The 17,950-nt window shown below is 63.5% G+C and carries 12 protein-coding genes; 9 read left to right on the top strand and 3 right to left on the bottom strand.

Annotated features, from left to right (window positions below; translation table 11 throughout):
• The first annotated feature begins 3 nt into the window (after nucleotides 1-3).
• Complete coding sequence (locus ASE85_RS20485; protein WP_056693194.1) at nucleotides 4-1,650, top strand: alkaline phosphatase D family protein; 1,647 nt, start codon at nucleotides 4-6, stop codon at nucleotides 1,648-1,650.
• A gap of 39 nt (nucleotides 1,651-1,689) precedes the next feature.
• Here ASE85_RS20485 and ASE85_RS20490 read toward each other — a convergent pair whose 3' ends face one another.
• Nucleotides 1,690-3,231, bottom strand: coding sequence for a right-handed parallel beta-helix repeat-containing protein (locus ASE85_RS20490; protein ID WP_235523635.1), 1,542 nt, complete (start codon nucleotides 3,229-3,231; stop codon nucleotides 1,690-1,692).
• 83 nt (nucleotides 3,232-3,314) lie between these two features.
• Here ASE85_RS20490 and ASE85_RS24130 point away from each other — a divergent pair, with 83 nt between their 5' ends.
• The 4 genes from ASE85_RS24130 (at nucleotide 3,315) to ASE85_RS20510 (ending at nucleotide 8,389) form a co-directional block, all read left to right on the top strand.
• The gene (locus ASE85_RS24130; protein WP_056693199.1) at nucleotides 3,315-3,965 is read left to right on the top strand and encodes a hypothetical protein; all 651 of its coding nucleotides are present in this window, start codon (nucleotides 3,315-3,317) and stop codon (nucleotides 3,963-3,965) included.
• Nucleotides 3,962-5,518, top strand: a complete 1,557-nt coding sequence (locus tag ASE85_RS20500; RefSeq protein WP_056693202.1) for a long-chain-fatty-acid--CoA ligase — start codon at nucleotides 3,962-3,964, stop codon at nucleotides 5,516-5,518. Before ASE85_RS24130 ends, ASE85_RS20500 begins: the two co-directional genes overlap by 4 nt.
• An 18-nt stretch (nucleotides 5,519-5,536) precedes the next feature.
• Nucleotides 5,537-5,857, top strand: coding sequence for a hypothetical protein (locus ASE85_RS20505; RefSeq protein ID WP_056693205.1), 321 nt, complete (start codon nucleotides 5,537-5,539; stop codon nucleotides 5,855-5,857).
• A 75-nt stretch (nucleotides 5,858-5,932) separates the two neighbouring features.
• Complete coding sequence (locus tag ASE85_RS20510) at nucleotides 5,933-8,389, top strand: M20/M25/M40 family metallo-hydrolase (protein ID WP_056693208.1); 2,457 nt, start codon at nucleotides 5,933-5,935, stop codon at nucleotides 8,387-8,389.
• Between the two features lie 7 nt (nucleotides 8,390-8,396).
• Here the strand turns inward: ASE85_RS20510 and ASE85_RS20515 are convergent, their stop codons facing one another.
• Entirely contained in the window at nucleotides 8,397-9,449 is a 1,053-nt protein-coding gene (locus tag ASE85_RS20515) for a Leu/Phe/Val dehydrogenase (protein WP_056693210.1), read from the bottom strand.
• 125 nt (nucleotides 9,450-9,574) lie between these two features.
• Between ASE85_RS20515 and ASE85_RS20520 the strand changes: the two genes are divergently transcribed.
• On the top strand, nucleotides 9,575-10,036 hold the full coding sequence (locus ASE85_RS20520) for an Lrp/AsnC family transcriptional regulator (RefSeq protein WP_056693622.1): 462 nt from the start codon (nucleotides 9,575-9,577) through the stop codon (nucleotides 10,034-10,036).
• Between the two features lie 36 nt (nucleotides 10,037-10,072).
• Here the strand turns inward: ASE85_RS20520 and ASE85_RS20525 are convergent, their stop codons facing one another.
• On the bottom strand, nucleotides 10,073-11,218 hold the full coding sequence (locus ASE85_RS20525) for a dipeptidase (RefSeq protein WP_056693212.1): 1,146 nt from the start codon (nucleotides 11,216-11,218) through the stop codon (nucleotides 10,073-10,075).
• A gap of 101 nt (nucleotides 11,219-11,319) precedes the next feature.
• On the opposite strand from ASE85_RS20525, the gene ASE85_RS20530 reads away from it, so the two are divergent.
• The 3 genes from ASE85_RS20530 to ASE85_RS20540 all read left to right on the top strand — a co-directional run bounded on the left by ASE85_RS20530 (nucleotide 11,320) and on the right by ASE85_RS20540 (nucleotide 17,892).
• Nucleotides 11,320-12,828 carry a serine hydrolase domain-containing protein gene (locus ASE85_RS20530; protein ID WP_056693216.1) on the top strand — a complete coding sequence of 503 codons (1,509 nt, stop codon included), beginning with the start codon at nucleotides 11,320-11,322 and terminating at the stop codon, nucleotides 12,826-12,828.
• 212 nt (nucleotides 12,829-13,040) lie between these two features.
• On the top strand, nucleotides 13,041-15,740 hold the full coding sequence (locus ASE85_RS20535; RefSeq protein ID WP_056693218.1) for a TonB-dependent receptor plug domain-containing protein: 2,700 nt from the start codon (nucleotides 13,041-13,043) through the stop codon (nucleotides 15,738-15,740).
• 178 nt (nucleotides 15,741-15,918) lie between these two features.
• Nucleotides 15,919-17,892, top strand: coding sequence for a serine hydrolase domain-containing protein (locus ASE85_RS20540; protein WP_156358452.1), 1,974 nt, complete (start codon nucleotides 15,919-15,921; stop codon nucleotides 17,890-17,892).
• The last annotated feature ends 58 nt before the right edge of the window (nucleotides 17,893-17,950 follow it).

Genomic DNA, 17,950 nt, shown 5'->3' on the forward strand with positions numbered 1-17,950 from the left:
GTCATGCGCTTCACCATCGACCGCCGCCTGCTCATCAAGGCCAGCATGCTGGGCCTGGGCGCCCTGTCCATCCCCGGTGCGGCCGCCATCCTGTCGGGTCGCGGTTTCACCCATGGCGTCGCCAGCGGCGAGCCGGGCGCAACATCCGTGCTGCTGTGGACCCGCTATGTCGGATCGGGCGACAGCAAGATACGCGCTGAAGTCGCCGCCGACGCGGCCTTTACCAAGGTCGTGTCGGGCGGCGAAGTGACCGCCCGCGCGGACGCCGATCATACGGCCAAGATCACCGTCACCGGCCTCAAACCCGACGCATGGTATTTCTATCGCTTCATCGCCCCCGATGGCCGTGTCAGCCGGACCGGCCGCACCCGCACCCTGCCGCAGGGCGATGTATCGCGCTTCGGCATCGGCCTCTTCTCCTGTTCCAACATGCCCTTCGGCTTCTTCAACGCCTATGGCCATGCCGCCGCGCGCGACGATATCGACCTGGTCATCCATTGCGGCGACTATCTCTACGAATATGATCGCGGCCATTATCCCAGCCTGGAGGAATCCGTCCCCGGCCGGATCATCGAACCTGCGAACGAGATGGTGACGCTGGCCGACTACCGCCTGCGCTATGCCTCCTACCGTCTCGATCCCGATCTTCAGGCGCTGCACGCCGCCTTCCCGATGATCGCCCAGTGGGACGATCATGAACTGGCCAATGACGCTCACAAGGACGGCGCGGAAAATCATCAGCCCGACAAGGAAGGCGAATGGTCTGCGCGCAAGGCGGCGGCGGAAAAGGTCTATCGCGAATGGATGCCCGTCTCCGACGCCACTTATGACAGTTTCCAGATCGGCACGCTGGCTACCATCTTCCGCCCCGAAACCCGCATCACCGCGCGCAACAAGCAGTTGAGCGTCGGGGAGGCGGTCGCCGGACGCGGCGATCTGGCCAAGGCGCTGGCCGAATTCCGTGATGGCCCCTGGAGCGCGCAGGACCGCACGCTGATGGGCGCGGAGCAGGAGAAATGGCTCTATGACGGCTTTGCTTCGTCGAAGAAGGCCGGGACCGCCTGGCAGATCCTCGCGCAGCAGGTGATCATGGGCTATGGCCGCTTCCCCACCAACGCGGCGGACTGGGTGCCCGCAAATTCGCCGGACATCGTGCGCAAGACACTGGCCGGCGCGGTCGCCGCATCGCAGGCGGGCCTGCCCTATAATATGGATAGCTGGGACGGCTATCCGGCCGCACGCAACCGCCTCTATGACGCGGCGCTGGCGGTCGACGCGGACCTTGTCGTGCTGTCGGGCGACAGCCACAATGCCTGGGGCTATAATCTGGGCGAGCGCGGTCCGGGGCAGGGGGGCGGCAAGGACCGGGTCGGTGTTGAATTTGCCGGCCACAGCGTCACCTCGCCGGGTTTCGAAACCTATGCCAGGGGCGTGCAACCAGCCGACATCGCCCGCGCCCTGCGCGCCGTCAATCCCGGCATGGCCTTCTGCGACGCCAGCCAGCGCGGCTATGTCTCGCTGGAGGTGACGCCGCAACAAGTCGCCGGCTCCTGGCACTTCATGCAGGATATCCGTACCCGCACGACGGCCCTGGCGGGCACGCATCGCATGACGGTGCAACGCGGCGCAAAGCTGTTGCAGGATGCCTGATACGGGGATCGGGGCGCCATGTCAGGCGCCCCGATCGCTCTAGCGGCGTGCCTCGAAGATCGATATGCGGCGCGGCTGTCGCAGGCTGATCGTGGCTTGCAGTTCACGCTGCAACATGGTCAGCATCCACGCCCGGTGCTGGTTCAGATAGGCCGGGAAATCATCCGGCTTGGCAGGATCAAACACCGGCACGGCCCAGTCGAGCGGTGGCTCTGTATAAGGGATGAGCGGCTGGTTCGCGCCATCCTCCGGCAAGTCCACATGCCGGCCCAGATAGCTGTTGTCGCGGAACCGGATATAGCCGACCGGCGCAAAGCCCGCCTGGATCAGATAGTCCGGCCCGTTCCGTCCGATCTCGCTGCCATAGCGGGCCGTGCCCGCCACCTTGAAGACATTGTCGTTGAACCGCACGTCATGCGCCCATCCGTCCCAGTTGGTCGCCACCACCATCTGCACATCCATCGCCTTGCCGACATGGACGACATTCTTCTCGACCAGCGCATCGGACACGTTGCCCGATAGCTGGAAGATGCGGGTGCCGTCGTTGCGACTGACATTATAGCGGGCGATGGTGCCGCGATTGCCCAGATTATCCTTCTCGTTGCGCTTGGGCGAACAGATCAGCAGGAAGCCGCCGGCATTGTCGTGGCTGTAATTGTAGAGCAGCGTGGTGCGCCGCGAATTGAAGTCGGAATCGAACCCCTGCCCATCATACCGGGTGCGGGTATAGGCGGCCTCGTTCAACTGGATCAGGCTGTTGTCGGTGCTCCATTGCCAGATGCCGGCGCTGTAGCCGGGCGCACGGCTGCCCGCATAGCGTACGATATTATGCTCGATCAGCGCGCCGTCCGTGCCGCGCGGCACGATGCCGTCGCCGCCGACATCCTCGACATAATTGTCGCGGATGACGACGTCCTCGCTCGGGAACCAGTTGCTGAACGTCACCCGGTCGCTGATCCCCGCGATGCCGGACCGGTCCACGCGCCAGACGATATTGCGTTCGATCAGCAGGTCGCGAAAGCGGGTCGCCAGCTTCTGCCCGGTCGCGCTGAACACGATGCCGCCATTATCCTTGCGCGCATTGGTGCCCCGCACATCATGGACATACATGTCCGCGATCCGGATGCCGCGCGTGACGCCCCGGTCCTGGGCGGACACCAGTACGCCGAAGCGCTGCGCCTGCGTGGGGGCGTCATTGGTGACCTCCAGCCCGCTCACCGACACATATTCGGCATTCACGATCGCCACGGCATGGGGGGACACGCCGCCCGCGTCGATACGGGGGCGGGGTCCGATGCCGCTGGCGGTCACGATGATCGGGGCATTGGCCTTGCCCGACCGGGTGATCGTCAGCGGCTCCTTCCACACCGACCCGGCAGCCAGCAGCAACCGGTCGCCCGGTTGCAATAGGACGTCGCGGATACGGCCGAGCGATTTCCAGGGCTGTGCATCGGACGTGCCGCTGAACCGGTCATCCCCCCTCGTCGCGTCGATATAATAGGTCGCGGCATGGGCAATGGTCGGCAGACCAGCGGCGGACAGGCAGGACAGACAGGCAAGACGTGCCAGCAACTTCAGCAAGATTTCCAACTTCCTCAAACTGTTTGGACGAATCCGTCTATCTCTAAGTGGCTGAACGGAAAGTGAAACCGGCTTGTTGTGGGATGCTGGTCCTGGCCAAGGCCGACCCCGACGCCGACACGTCCGAACTTTTCTTCGATGACGTCCGCATACCCGCCGACAATCTGCTCGGCGAACCGGGGCAGGGCTTCATCCAGGCGATCACGGCGCAGGCCGACGCCTTCACCATCGAGCATCCGGGCGCCAGCGAATGGGACGATCTGCCGAACGGGGGCTATGCAGCGACGGGCCGTAATGCGTATATGAACTGGCCCGCCACTGACGGACCGCTGAACGATATGCTGATAGAGGGGATCAAGCGCCACGACCCGCTGCACCACGCGGTGGAGCAGGGGCCGGGCTATACGACCGGTCGGGTCTTCCATAATGGCGGCATCCCCCATATCGCCTGCATATCCGGTCCCAATTATCTGCCCGGTATCGCGGCCAACGGCCATATGGACAAGCTGGACGCCGACCTTGCGGCGCGGCAGACGGCGATGATCGCGGACATGATCCGGCAAGCCGACGCGCTTCCCATCGCGACGCTCAGGGGCAGCGACAAGAGCCTTGGCGCTGATCCGGTCACGGGGCCGGACACCGCCAATCGCGCCACCTGTCCCGTCTGGTCCATGGCACCTGATCAGCGCCCCCGCGCTATTTCCTTTTCTTACCCATTGGAGGCGATCCGTTGAACGCGCCCAAGCTTCTCTCCACCCCTGGCGCCGACGCCTATGCCTATCCCTTGCTGATCCGCCACCTGCTCGCCAATGTCGCGGACCAGAGCGAGGCGGAGATCGTAAGCGGCGACCGGCGCCTGACCTATCGCGACTTTGTGGACAGGGTGACGCGACTGGCGACCCTGCTGGCGGCGCGCGGGGTACGCGCGGGCGATACCGTCGCGGTGATGGACTGGGACAGCCATCGCTATCTGGAATGCTATTTCGCGATTCCCATGATGGGTGCGATCCTGCAAACAGTGAATGTCCGCCTGTCGCCGGACCAGATCGCCTTCACCCTGCGCCAGTCCGGCGCGACCTTCCTCCTGCACCATGCCGACTTCGCCCCGCTCTGCGCACAATTGCTGCCGGACCTGCCCCAGATCGGCGGCGTGATCGTCATGGAAGGACAAGGGAACGGCTATGAAGCGCTCATCTCCACCACCCCGTCCGATTTCGCCTTCGCCGATTTCGATGAGAATGCGATCGCCACCACCTTTCACACCACCGGCACCACCGGCGATCCCAAACAGGTGTTCTTCAGCCATCGCCAACTCGTCCTCCACACCATCACGCTGGCGGCGACTCTGGCCAACCAGCCGGACGGGCAGGGGCTGCGCCGCACCAATGTCTATATGCCGATGACGCCGATGTTCCATGTCCATGCCTGGGGCATGCCCTATGCAGCGACGATGCTGGGCGTGAAGCAGGTCTATCCCGGCCGCTATGATCCTGCGGCCCTGCTTGCGCTCAAGCGGCGCGAAGGCGCCGATTTCTCCCATTGCGTACCGACCATCCTGCGCATGCTGCTGGACGCCAATGTCGCATCGGGCGAGAGCCTGTCGCCCTGGACTGTCGTGATCGGCGGTGCGCCTTTGCCTGTCGCACTGGCGCAGGAGGCGGATGCAGCGGGCATCGCTACGCTGGTCGGCTATGGCATGTCGGAAACCGGGCCGATCATCACGCTGGCGCGCGGGACCGATCGGGATGTCGCCGGTCGCTGCCGCGCCGGCTTCCCCGCCATATTGGTACAGGCACGGATCGATACCGATCATGGCGGCGAATTATTGTTGCGCGCGCCCTGGCTGACACAGGGCTATGCGACCCAGCCGGACAGCGACGCGCTCTGGGCCGATGGCTGGATGCACACCGGCGATGTCGGTGCCGTCGATCCTGATGGCGCATTGCGCATCGTCGACCGGCTGAAGGATGTGATCAAGACCGGTGGCGAATGGGTGTCCTCGATCGATCTGGAGGATCTGCTCGTCGCCCAGCCCGGCATTGCCGAAGCCGCCGTGGTCGGCATGCCCGACGCCAAATGGGGCGAGCGCCCGGTCGCCTTCCTCGTCGCCGGCCAGGGTGCGCAGCCGCCACAGCCCGACCAGCTATGTGCGGCGTTGCAACAGCATGTCGCCTCCGGCCGGATCAGCCGCTACGCCATTCCGGAACGGCTGCTGACGCTCGAAGCGCTGCCGCGTACCAGTGTCGGCAAGATCGACAAGAAGGCGCTGCGCGCCATGTTGGCCTGAAAGCAGGCGGAAGGGGCCATGATGGCGCGACATAAGCGCCTGATCGTCGCCCCGCGCCTGGCCCATATCGTTCTTGGCGAAGGGGCGCCGCTCTATCCATGCGGCATCTCCTTCCTCTCGCTGGTGCCCGTATCCGACTATCTCTGCCAGCTATTGCCGGACGGCGGGCTGGACCGGCTCGACGCGGATTTCGCGCACCAGCAGGTGGACAGTTTCTCCCATGCGCTGACCTTGCTCGATGCGTTGCCCGCCGACGCGATCGGCGGCACGCGCCACGCCGGCGGTCTGATGCGCCCGCTCGCGGCGGCGGCAGAGGCTCTGGAGGGTTTGAGTCGGTAAGGCGCCGCCACCAGAAACTGCCATATCCTATTTTCTATATTTGATATTTTTCTTTAAATGAGACAATTAATATCCATGAAGAAAAACCAGCCTGGCAAAACCGTGATGTACCTGTCCAACTCGTTGTCGCGTTGGTGCCTCGTCCTGCTGGTCATCGTGGCTGGTATAGCCTTGGGACTATTGGCCAATCGCCTGCCGAAACCGGTCCCGGACACGGCACCTGCGACGCTGTTTTCGGCCGAACGGGCGATGCACGACGTTCGCGCCATCGCCACCCGACCGCATCCAACCGGATCGCCGGAAATCGCGGATACGCGCCGTTATCTGATGGCGCGGATGACCGCCCTTGGCCTCGCACCGCAATTGCGGACCCAGGATGCCGTCTCCGCGCGCCCCTACACCAAGGAAATCGCGCCCGCCGGCCGCATGCGCAATATCGTCGGTACCTATCGGGGCACTGATCCGGCATTGCCTGCCATATTGGTCATGGCCCATTATGACACCGCTGCCCTTTCGCCCGGTGCAGGGGACGACACGTCCGGTGTCGCCGTCGCGCTGGAAGTCGCCCGCGCCCTCAAGGCTACCGGGCCGCTGCGCCGGTCCGTCATCTTCCTCTTCACCGATGGAGAGGAAGTCGGGCTGATCGGGGCTTCCGCCTTCTTCGCGACCGATCCGCTGCGCCACCATATCGGCCTGGTCCTGAACCTGGAAGCGCGCGGGAACGGCGGCAAGGCACTGATGTTCCAGACCAGCGCCGGCAACCGCCAGTTGATCGACACCTATCGCCGCACCATCCCGTCGCCGGCCGCCGACTCGCTGATGGCCACCGTCTACAAGCGCATGCCCAACGACACCGACCTCACGGTGGCGCTGGACAAGGGGCTGGCCGGCATGAACTTCGCCTTTGTCGGGCATCAGGTCGCCTATCACACCGGGCTGTCTACCCCCGACCGGCTCGATGTCGGCAGTCTCCAGCATATGGGCGACCAGTTGCTGCCACTGGTACGCAGCTTCGCCAATGCCGACACGCTCGATCGGACCGGCGAAGATCGCATCTTCACCGACCTGTTCGGTCAGTTTCTCATCGTCTATCCGCCCTGGCTCGGCTGGTTGCTGGCCCTTGTCGCGATCGGCGCGCCCATCGGCATGACCGGCATAGCCCTTGTCCGTCGCCGCATCGGCTGGCGCGACACGCTGGCCGGAGCGGGCGGCTTGCTCGTGATCTTGTTCGGCATTGCAACCCTGCTGATGCTGGCCATCCGGCTTGCGGCCTTGCTGGTACGCAATATTTCCTCGCCCTATGCGCTGATCGGCCAGTTCGACTGGCTGCTCCCCGCCACGCTCCTGCTCGGCCTCGGCACCGGCGCGCTGCTGCTGGGCATCGCCGCGCGAGGGCGGTCAAGGGGCACGGCGCTTCTGATGGCGACGGCGGGTCTGGTCGCTGCCCTGCTCGGCACGTTCAGCGCACTCCCGCTCGCCCTCGGTATCGTCGCGGCACTGCTGCTCTGGGCCAGCATGCGCCGCCCCCGTCCCCTTGCCGGCTGGTTCGCGGGCGCCATGACGCTGCTTGCGCTGCTGGCGCTCGCGATGCAGGTCACGCTGCCCAATGGCGCGCATATGCTGGTCTGGCCGTTACTGCTGCTCGGCGCGCCGCTGGCGCTGCTGCTCTTTGCGCCGGATCGGGCCACGCGCCCGCTGGGTCTGGTTGCCATCACCCTGCCTGCCCTGCTGATCGCCGGGCTGACGGCGCGGTCGGGCTATGACTTCTTTTTGCTGATCGGCGCCTCGCTGCCGGCGGTCGTCACGCCTTTCATCCTGCTGACCCTGCTGGCGCTGGTGCCCTTGCTGTGGGCCATACGCGGCCTTCCGGTCGTGGCCATGACCACAACGGCCGCAGGTCTTGCCCTGTTCATCGCAGCCGCCATTCTTGCCCGCACGCCGACCGCCGACAATCCGGACATGGTGGAGGCCTTCTATGTCGCCGATCTCGACAAGGGGCGCGCCAACTGGGTCAGCGCCAAGCTGGACCGCGCCGGCTGGGTTCGCCAAGCGCTGACGCAGGATGGCGGCGATCCGAAATTCGCCTCGATCGTGCCGATCGCGAAAGAAGATCACTGGGTCGCCGCGGCAAGGCCGGCGGCTTTCGTCCGTCCTCAACTGACCCTGACGGCCAGCGGTGCGGGCAAGGCTTATCGCCTGAGCCTCGATGCGGCCAACCGCAATGGCGGCCGCTTCATGCGCCTCTATCTCAAGCCTTCGGTGGACCTGCGTGACGTCCGCATCATGGGCCAGAGCGCACCGGGCACACTCAAGGCCGGCGACTGGACGCCTGTCACCTTCCATGCCAGCGGCGCCGATCCGGTCCGCCTGACCATGGATGCGGCCGGGAAGGGGCGGGTCGAGGTGCAGATGATCGAACTGGTCGATCACTGGCCGAAGGGCAGCAAGGTCATGCCCTTGCCGCCCCACAGCATCGCCTATCGCCGCTGGGGCAACAGTCTGGTCATGGTCCGCACGACGCTGGCCTGGTGAACGCGGCTCAGGCGGCCTGGCGGTTGGCCGTCGCGATGATCCGTTCCGCCATCTCGTCCGCCACCCAGGCGGCCGAACGACCCTCGCGCCGGGCAAGGTCCAGTATCTCGCCCACGCGCGGGCCGATCTGATCGACGCGCGCCGCCACGCTGGCCCGATCCTCGCCCAGATATTCGGCCGATACGCTGATGATGCCGCCCGCATTGACGACATAGTCCGGCGCATAGGCGATGCCGCGCTCCAGCATCAGGTCGGCGACGTCGGGCGTGGCCAACTGGTTGTTCGCCGCGCCGCAGACCAGCCGGGCTTTCATGTCGCTCACGCTCTGCTGCGTCAGCGCGCCACCTAGCGCGCAGGGCGCAAACACATCCGCGTCCACCGCCATGATCTCATCGGCATCCACGACCGCAGCGTTCAGCACCGCGCCCAGCGCGTTGCGACGGCGCGGGTCGATATCGGCAATCACCAGTCGCGCGCCGGCATCGGCCAGTTGACGACACAGGCTCGCCCCGACATTGCCGGTGCCCTGCACCGCGACGGTCAGGTCGGACAATTCGGCCCCCAATGTCAGCCGGGCGGCAGTCCGCATGGATTCAAACACGCCCAGAGCGGTCCAGGGCGACGGATCGCCGCCAGCCTGATCACCCGACGGGTCCAGTCCGGCGACATGGCGCGTCACCATGGACACTTCGCGCATGTCGGCAACCATGGTTCCGACATCCTCCGCGGTGACATACAGCCCCTCCAGTTGCTCGACCGCACGGCCGAAGGCGCGAAACAGGGCGGCACGGTCGAAACTGCCCTCGGGCCGGCGCAGCACCGCCTTGGCACCGCCAAAGGGCAGGCCCGCCAGCGCATTCTTATAGCTCATGCCCTCGGCCAGTCGGCAGGCATCGTCAAATGCGGCCTCCAGGTCGGGATAATGCCAGAAACGGCATCCGCCAGCCCCCGGCCCCAATGCGGTGGAATGAATTGCGATCACGCCGTCCATGCCGCTTTCGGGATCGAGCAGGCGCACCGATTGCATCGGCGGGTTCAGGCGGGCGAGACGGGCAACCATGATCTTCTCCTTGGGAATGTCCTGCCTTTATCGACGTCCGGCAGAGAAGAATCTTGCCCGATTTTTCGGATATTTTCGGCGGAATAAGAATGATTTGTTCGGGTATATGCGATATCGAGGATAATATGATCGAACTCGACAATTTCGAGCGGAAGATTCTCCGCGAGCTGCAACGCGATGCCAGCCAGACGACGGCGGAGATTGCGGAGAAGGTAGGGCTGACGCCGTCCCCCTGCTGGCGCCGCATCGACCGGCTGGAGCGGGAAGGGCTGATCCGCAAGCGGGTCGCGCTGATCGACCGCCGCAAGGTCGGCCTTAATGCCCAGGTCTTCGCGCAGGTGAAGCTCAACGCCCATGGCCGCGCCAATCTGGACGAGTTCAGTGCCGCCATTCGCGGTTTTCCCGAAGTGCTGGAGGCTTATGTGTTGATGGGCACGATGGATTTCATGCTGCGCATCGTCGCCAGGGATATCGACGCCTATGAACGCTTCTTCTTCGAGCGACTGAGCAAATTATCGGGCGTGCAGGAAATCAATTCCACTGTCGCACTGTCTGAAATCAAGGCGACCAACGAACTGCCGATCTGACATGGCGGCGGGGCGTGGCCCCGCCACCTGCGCGCATCATTTCCAGGTCGCGCCCAACAGCCGGCGGAAATTGCCGCCCAGCACGGCGCGGATATTGGCGTCCGAATAATTGCGGCGCGCCATTTCCTCGACCAGATTATATATTTTCAACGGATCGTCGAATCCGTCCGTGTCGATCTTGTCGCGGAAGGCATAGCTGCCCTTATAGGCCGCCTTCAGCTTGGCGTAGGATGCCGGTTCCATATCGTCATAGCCATAAAGGTCGGCATCCGATCCGATCCCCACCTTGTCGATGCCGATCAGTTTGGCGACATGATCGACCTGATCCACAAGATTGATGATCGTCGTCGGCTCCTGAGCGGTCAGGAAATTGCGCACGCCGGTAATCCCCATGACGCCGCCCTTGGCGCCCAGCGCCTTGATCGCCTCGTCCGTCTTGGTGCGCGGGTGATTGTTGAGCGCGCGGCAATTGCTATGCGTGATCGCGATCGGCCCGCTGGCCATGGCGATCGCGTCCAGCGTCGTCTTGTCGCCGCAATGGGACACGTCGACCAGCATGCCGATCTTGTTCATCTCCGCCACGATGGCGACGCCATAGTCCGACAGGCCGCCGTCGATCCGGTCGGTACAGCCCGACCCGATCCGATTCTGGCTGTTATAGGTCAGCTGCGACACGCGCTGGCCCAGTTGATAGAAGGTCTTCACATCCTCGACCGTATCGAAATGGTCGCTATTTTGCAGTCCCATGATGACGGCCATCCGGCCATCCGCCTTGGCGCGGTCCAGATCGGCGCCCAGCCCCACGCCTTGGAACAGATGCGGGTTGCGTGCGACGAAGCCCGTCCAGGCGAGCAGCCATTGCAGGGTTTGCGCTTTCGCATCCGGCCCGCCGATGCCGATGCTGTTGTGGAAGGCGGTGATGCCGCTCGCGCGGAAATCGGCGGCCCATTTCTCGCTTACCGGTTCGGCATAGACTTCGGGGCGGAAGTCCAGCGTCAGCGGTCCCAACATGTCGATGATGAGCGATTCCTTCACCAGATCGGTCACGCGCCTGGAATAGCGGCGCGGGGAAGCCGCATGCGCCTGATAAAGGCCGCCATTGATCATCGGAAAGGCGAGCGCCGTTGCCGCAACGGCGCCTGCCAGAATCTGACGCCGCGAAGCACCCGTTCTATCATCCATATCTCACTCCATCCTTGTCCAGATCGGAAAAGAGTTTGCCGATAATGATTGATCCTGTATAGAGAAATAATATCTAAAACGAGAATATTTAGGGGTTCTGCATGCTGCATCTCGACCAAGACCGTTGGTGTCGATGGAAGTGGAGCCTTGGCGGCGCGGCAGCCGCGCTCTTGCTGACCCCGGTCATCCCGATAGCGTTCGCAAAACCCGCTACGGCGACAAACCCCGCGTCCATCGACCGTGTAAAATTGGCCGGACTCCCCGATTTCATCGACGGCATATTGGCGCAACAGATCGCGCAGCGCGAAGTGGCGGGCGCGGTCATCACCATCGTCTATCGCGGCAAGGTGATCATGACGCGCGGCTATGGCCTTGCCGATGTGGACAAGGGGATTGCCGTCGACGGGCAGCATACGCTGTTCCGACCGGGGTCGGTATCGAAGCTGTTCACCTGGGCTGCTCTGATGCAGCAGGTGGAGGCCGGCAAGGTTGATCTGGACGCGGACGTAAATCGCTATCTCGATTATGAAATTCCGCCATTTCAGGGCCAGCCGATCCGGGTGCGCGACCTGTTCACCCACGCGCTGGGCATGAGCGACCTGTCCTATGCGGAGGGAGAGTGGGAGAAGGAAGAAACCTATCAATCCTTCCTCAAGACCCATATTCCCCAGCGTCTCTGGGCGCCAGGTGGTGAGATTTCCTATTCCAACTATGGCGCGTCTCTGGCCGGATATATCGTGGAGCGGGTGTCGGGCGAAGCGTTCCCGGATTATGTCGAGCGCCATATCTTCCAACCGATTGGCATGGCGACCACGACCTTCCGCGAGCCGCTGACGGGGGACAGGGCGGCGCATATGGCGCTGGGCTATGCGCTGGTCGATGGCCGTTTCAAGCCTAAGCCTTATGAACGCTATGACAAGATCATGCCGGCTGGATCGGCGGCATCGACAGCGCCGGACATGGCCCGCTTCATGCTGGCTATGCTCGGCTATGGCGTCTTGGGCGACGCACGCATCCTGAAACCGGAATCGGTGCGATTTCTTGAAAGTGATTCGATCGCCAACGTGCCGGGGCTGCCGGGCATGGCCCATGGGTTCATGGTGGCGCGGCAAGCCGGGCCAAGGCTGGTCGGTCATGGTGGCAACACCATGGATTTCCACAGCTATCTATTGTTGGCGCCGGAAGCGGATTTCGGCTTCTTCGTGTCGATGACGGGCGGGCCGGGCAGCTATGGCGCCCGCACGGAACTCAGCGATGCCATCATCGGACGCCTTTTCCCGCAAAGCCCGGCGGTGCGCTGGACCCAGGCGGGCGTCAAGCCGCCGGTCGGTGCCTACCGCGTCAACCGCCGCGATTATGCCAAGTCCGCAGATCCGGCTGGCGATCTCAAGCTCTCGCTCCAGGGCGCACATGGCCTGCTGGTCGAGGCGCAGGGACGCAAAAGCCATTGGGAGCAAATCGGACCGGCGCTCTATGAGCAGGTGACGGGTGCGAGAAGCGGCGGCCCCTATGACCGATTGCTCTTTTATGGCGCGCCGGGCGATCCGCGCATCTCCTTCGCTTCCCAGCCGCATGTCACCTATCATCTGGTGGCCACGGCAGGAAAATAACATATGGATGCCGTCGATCAGACCTGATCGGCGGTATTAATTTTCTGATATGATAATTCTATCTTATTTGGGATTGAACTGTCCGTATATTAATGTTCTTATCCTCCTCAGTTGAATCGAAGGAAGCGGTCACGTCGGGCAGGGATTAAGCGAACTATAAGCGGACGGCCTTGGCGTGCTGCGCCCTTCGATGGGTGCAAAGGGGTATAAGCATGAAGTCCAACCATTTGTTGTGGCTTGCGGGCACCGCGTTGGCGGGGATCGCAGGTATGTCGCCCGCCATGGCGCAGCAGCCGGCGGAAAAGGCCACGGAATCCGAGATCATCGTTACCGGGTCACGCATCCAGCGGCAGGGCTTCGATGCGCCGACCCCCACTACGGTTCTGGGGGTGGAGCAATTGCAGCAGGGCGATCGGCCGAGCCTTGCCCAGGCGCTCAACGACATTCCCCAATTCCGGCCTACCGCTACACCGGAAACCACCACCGGCAACACCACCGCTGCCGCGTCGCCCGCCGACTTGCGCGGCCTGACCGCCGTGCGCACGCTGACCCTGCTCAACGGGCACCGCTTCACCGGCAGCGCCGACCTCAACAGCGTGCCGCAAAATCTTATCAAGCGGGTCGATGTCGTGACCGGCGGCGCCTCTGCGGCCTGGGGGTCAGGCGCGGTCGCCGGCGTGGTCAACGTCATTCTGGATGATGATCTGACCGGCTGGAAGATGGGCGCCAATACCGGCATCTCGTCGCGCGGCGACGGCCATCGCTTCGGCGGCGACATTGCCTGGGGTACGAAATTCGCGGGCGATCGCGGCCACATCATGGTCGGCGGCGAATATCTCAGGAGTCGGGGTGCTTTCGACCGCAGTTCCCGGCCGAACCTCAACGCAGGCCTGTTCCAGCGGGCCGACGGCCAACTCGTCCTGACGCCCGACGTGAACTATACCATCCTCAATCGTGGCGGCTCGATCCTCAGGACCTCTGCCGTCCCTTATAACCTGGTCTTCAATCCCGACGGGTCGGTCGGTCCCTTGCCGTTGGGCAGCGAGACCTATGGCCAGCAGACGATCGGCGGCGGCGGCCAGAGCATCTACGACTATCTGTCCGTCAGCACGCCCTATGAGCGGACCAATCTCTTCGCCCGGGTCAGTTACGAATTGACCGACAATCTGAAGATCTGGGCCGAGGGCAGCTACAACCGCATGGCCGGCGACTTCAGCTTCTTCCCGGAAACGCCGATTTCGGTGATCCAGCAGGATAACGCCTTCCTGACCGCGACCGCCCAATCGCAGCTGGCGGCTGCCGGCGTCACTGGTCCCTTCATTCTCGGACGCATCCTGGACGATGTCGGGCCGGACGGCATGTTGCGGTTCAACTATGCCCGCCGCAATCTGGAAGGCGCGATCGGCCTCGACGGCAGTTTCGGCGATGGCTGGAGCTACAAGGCCTATTATGACCATGGCGAACTGCGGAACCGGCAGGTGCTGGGCAACCAGCGCATCGCCGCCCGCTTCAACAAGGCGATCGACGCGGTGCTGGTCAACGGCAGCCCGGTCTGCCGCGTCAATGCGGACCCCAGCACGGCCAATGACGACGCGGCCTGCGTACCGATCGACATTTTGGGCAACGGCAAGATCAGCGACGCCGGTCGCGCCTATGCCTTTGGCGACGCCTCCTCGACCAGCACCACCAAGCTGGACGCGGCGGGTTTCAGCATCAGCGGTCAGCCTTTCTCGACCTGGGCCGGCCCGATTGATATTGCCGTGGGCGGTGATTTCCGCTGGGAAGAGTTCGTCACCAATTCGGTCGATGCCCTGTCGGCTGCCCGTTCCTTCGCTACGCTCAACTATGCGCCGACCAATGGCGGCTTCAATGTGAAAGAATTTTTCGCTGAAGTCGCCGTCCCGCTGCTCGACGTAGCGGACACGGCAAAACTGGAAGTCAACGGCGCCGCCCGCTATTCCGACTATAGCACCAGCGGTGGCATCTGGTCGTGGAAGACCGGCGGTACATTGCGATTGGTCAACGACCTGTTGCTGCGCGCCGTCTATTCGCGCGACATTCGTTCACCTAGCATCAGTGAATATTATCTGGGCCGCGCCACCAATATCGGCAATATGCAGGATCCTTTTCGCAACAATTCGGTCGTGCTGAACGTGTTCAGCTATACCGGTGGCAACCCGGCATTGGACCCGGAAGTCGCACACACATTGACGCTGGGCGGTTCCTATTCGCCGCATTTCGTGCCGGGGCTGCGCCTGTCGGTCGACTTCTACAAGATCAAGATCGACGGCGTGATTGTGACGCTGGCCCCGCAGGACGTTCTGAACCTGTGCGCAGCGCAAAATCCCAACGACAATCTGTGCGGCGGCCTGCTGGAGCGCGATGCCAATGGCGGTCTTGTGTCCGTGCTGCGCACCTATCGCAACCTGGCCCAATACAAGACCAAGGGGCTGGATATCGAGGCGGCCTATCAGGTGCCGGTGGGAGCCGGACGGGTGACCGTGCGCTCACTGGCCACCCATGTCATGGAATTGCTGATCGACGATGGTGTCACCACGACCGATCGTGCGGGCATCGTCGGCGGCGACACGCTCTTCTCCACGCCCAAATGGCGTGTCACGACCTCGGTCGGCTATGATGACGCGCATTTCGGCACAGACCTGCGCGTGCGTCATGTCAGTGGCGGCAAATATACCTATGTTCCCGGACCCAATGGCCAGTTACCGCTCAATAACGATATCGGTGGTCGCACTTATGTCGACCTTGCCGTCCGCTTCAAGGTCGGGGCTTTCACCTTGTTCGGCAACGTCAACAATCTGTTCGATCGCGATCCGCCGATGTCGCAATATACCAACGCCAATTACGACGTGATCGGCCGCTATTTCTCCGGCGGCGTGAAACTGAACTTCTGATCGCTCGACGGCGACCCGGACGGTGGCATGCCCCTTGCCTGTCACCGTCCGGCTCTAAAGGAAAGATATGACCATGTGCTTGCCACATCCATCTTTCCGAACGGCGAATTCTTGGCGCATGGGCGCGACGATGACGGGACGATCTGGCAACAGGATGAACAGGAAAGGGCGCAGCATCATGCGATGGATGAAATATCTGGCCGCCGGCGCATTGGCGCTGGCCGGCGGCGTTACCGTGGCGCAACAAGCGCCGGCCGATGCGCCGTCCTTGCTGCCGCAACCGGCGGCCAAACCCGGCGCGGCGTTGCCATTGCCTTCCTCCGTCGATGGTCAGCATGCGCTGACCAGGCAGGATGCGGATGCGTGGCTCGACGGCTTTTTGCCCTATGCTCTGGCGCGGGGTGACGTCGCGGGTGCGGTGGTCGTCATCGTCAAGGACGGACAGGTGCTGACCCAGCGGGGCTTTGGCTATGCCGATGTCGCCGCGCGCAAGCCGGTCGATCCTGCGACCACGCTCTTCCGTCCAGGTTCGGTGTCGAAACTCTACACCTGGACGGCGGTGATGCAGCAGGTGGAGGCCGGCAGGCTGAACCTCGACGCCGACGTCAACCAATATCTCGATTTCAAAATCCCGGCCTATCAGGGCAAGCCGATCACGCTGCGCAACATCATGACGCACACCGCCGGCTTCGAGGAAGCGGGCCGCGACCTGATCGGCAACAGCGACAGCATCCCGACGCTGGAAGCCGCCCTGAAGCGTTGGACGCCACATCGCGTCTACGCGCCTGGTTCGACCCCGGCCTATTCCAATTATGCGACGGCGCTCGCCGGCTATATCGTGCAGCGGGTGAGCGGCATGCCGTTCGACGACTATATCGAACGCAACATCTTCCAGCGGCTCGGCATGCAACATGCGAGTTTCCGCCAGCCGCTGCCGGCCGCGCTCCAGCCGCACATGGCCAGGGGCTATGAATTGGGATCGGGGGAGGCCAAGCCGTTCGAGATCGTATCGGTCGCGCCTGCGGGCAGTTCCTCGATCAGCGGGGGCGACATGGCGAAATTCATGATCGCGCACCTCGACAATGGTGGCCCGCTGCTCAAGCCCGAAACGGCGAAGCTGATGCACTCGCCCGCCAATGAGCCGCTCCCCGGCCTCAACCATATGATGCTCGGCTTCTATGAGGAGAAGATCAACGGCATCAGCGCCATCGCCCATGGCGGCGATACGCGCTGGTTCCATTCCGACCTGACCCTCTTCCCGAGCAAGAATGTCGGCATCTATATTTCGCTCAACAGCATGGGGAAGGAAGGGGCTGTCGGCCCGATCCGCAACAGCTTCTTCAAACAGTTTGCCGATCGCTACTTCCCGGCGCCGAAGGCATTTCCGAAGGAACTGGCTACGGCCAAGGCGCATGCGACGCAGGTGGCCGGCACTTATGCCAGCAGCCGTGCGCCAGTCGAAAACTGGGCCGCGATGATGGGCTTCCTCGGCCAGATGGAGGTCGGCACGGACAAGGACGGCAAGCTGTCGATCCCTGCCTTCAAGACCATCGGTGGCGCGCCGCGCAAATGGGTCGAGGTTTCGCCCTATATCTGGCAATCGACCGAAGATGGCGACCAGTTCGCCGCACGGGTCGAAAATGGGAAGGTCACGCGCGTCTTCTACGGCCCGGTCGCGCCCATCATGGTTTGGGATCCGGTGCCCTGGTACAAGGACACCGCCTGGTTGAAGCCGCTGGCGATCGCGGCGCTGGCCATTCTGGCGCTGACCGGCTTGGCCTGGCCCGCAGGTGCCATCAATCGGAAGCGCTACGGCGCGAAGCTGGAACGGGCGGGGCATGCCCTGATCCTGCATCGGCTGGTCCCGGCTTGTGCATGGGCCGTGCTGGCATTGCTCGGCAGTTGGCTGCTGGTCGTGATCAAATCCAGCGAGTTCGTGACGTCTGCCGGGTTGATCTGGTTCAACCAGATTGCGGGCCTGCTCCTCTTCTTCGGCTTCGTCGGTGTGGCCGGCTGGAACATGTACCTGGCTTTCCAGGCAAGGCGCGGCTGGTTCGGCAAGCTGTGGAGCATCCTGCTGCTGCTTGCCGCCATCGTGATGCTGTGGGTGGCGCTCGCCTTCCACCTCATCAGCTTCGGCGCCAACTGGTAATAGCGGGGCGCAGCCGGGCGCGACGGCGTCGCCCGGCTGCACTTTTTCAACAGATTTT

This window comes from Sphingobium sp. Leaf26 (genome assembly GCF_001421665.1).
GTDB lineage: Bacteria > Pseudomonadota > Alphaproteobacteria > Sphingomonadales > Sphingomonadaceae > Sphingobium.

Coding starts and splice junctions, on each gene's coding strand:
- ASE85_RS20485 (WP_056693194.1), top strand. CDS start 4: ATGCGCTTCACCATCGACCGCCGCCTGCTCATCAAGGCCAGCATGCTG.
- ASE85_RS24130 (WP_056693199.1), top strand. CDS start 3,315: ATGCTGGTCCTGGCCAAGGCCGACCCCGACGCCGACACGTCCGAACTT.
- ASE85_RS20505 (WP_056693205.1), top strand. CDS start 5,537: ATGATGGCGCGACATAAGCGCCTGATCGTCGCCCCGCGCCTGGCCCAT.
- ASE85_RS20510 (WP_056693208.1), top strand. CDS start 5,933: ATGAAGAAAAACCAGCCTGGCAAAACCGTGATGTACCTGTCCAACTCG.
- ASE85_RS20515 (WP_056693210.1), bottom strand. CDS start 9,449: ATGGTTGCCCGTCTCGCCCGCCTGAACCCGCCGATGCAATCGGTGCGC.
- ASE85_RS20520 (WP_056693622.1), top strand. CDS start 9,575: ATGATCGAACTCGACAATTTCGAGCGGAAGATTCTCCGCGAGCTGCAA.
- ASE85_RS20525 (WP_056693212.1), bottom strand. CDS start 11,218: ATGGATGATAGAACGGGTGCTTCGCGGCGTCAGATTCTGGCAGGCGCC.
- ASE85_RS20530 (WP_056693216.1), top strand. CDS start 11,320: ATGCTGCATCTCGACCAAGACCGTTGGTGTCGATGGAAGTGGAGCCTT.
- ASE85_RS20535 (WP_056693218.1), top strand. CDS start 13,041: ATGAAGTCCAACCATTTGTTGTGGCTTGCGGGCACCGCGTTGGCGGGG.
- ASE85_RS20540 (WP_156358452.1), top strand. CDS start 15,919: ATGCGATGGATGAAATATCTGGCCGCCGGCGCATTGGCGCTGGCCGGC.